At 36.8% G+C, this 285-nt stretch carries 1 pseudogene; it reads right to left on the reverse strand.

From position 1 onward, the window contains the following. Positions 1 to 285: pseudogene (locus ACFINZ_RS11445) on the reverse strand (carbamoyl phosphate synthase small subunit); the annotation flags it as partial.

The following is a 285-nucleotide window of genomic DNA, read 5'->3' on the forward strand; positions in this document are numbered from 1 at the left end:
TGTGTTTGCTGGAACAATGGTTATATGTGCACTGTGTGCAGCTATAAGTCGCAGAATGTTGCGTTTAATGCCATAGTCAATCGCGACAATGTGAAAATTAGATGCATCATTATTTGTTTTATAGCCTTTATTCCAAACCCATGGTTTTTCATTCCATTTCATTGATTGCTTTGATGTTACTTCTTGTGCCAGATCAAGATTTACGAGACCAGTCCATTTTTGAGCACGTTTTTTCAGAGTGTTGATATCAAAATTTCCATTTGGATCATGGGCAATGATGCCATT

This window comes from Bartonella sp. AA81SXKL (genome assembly GCF_042196945.1).
Lineage (GTDB): Bacteria > Pseudomonadota > Alphaproteobacteria > Rhizobiales > Rhizobiaceae > Bartonella.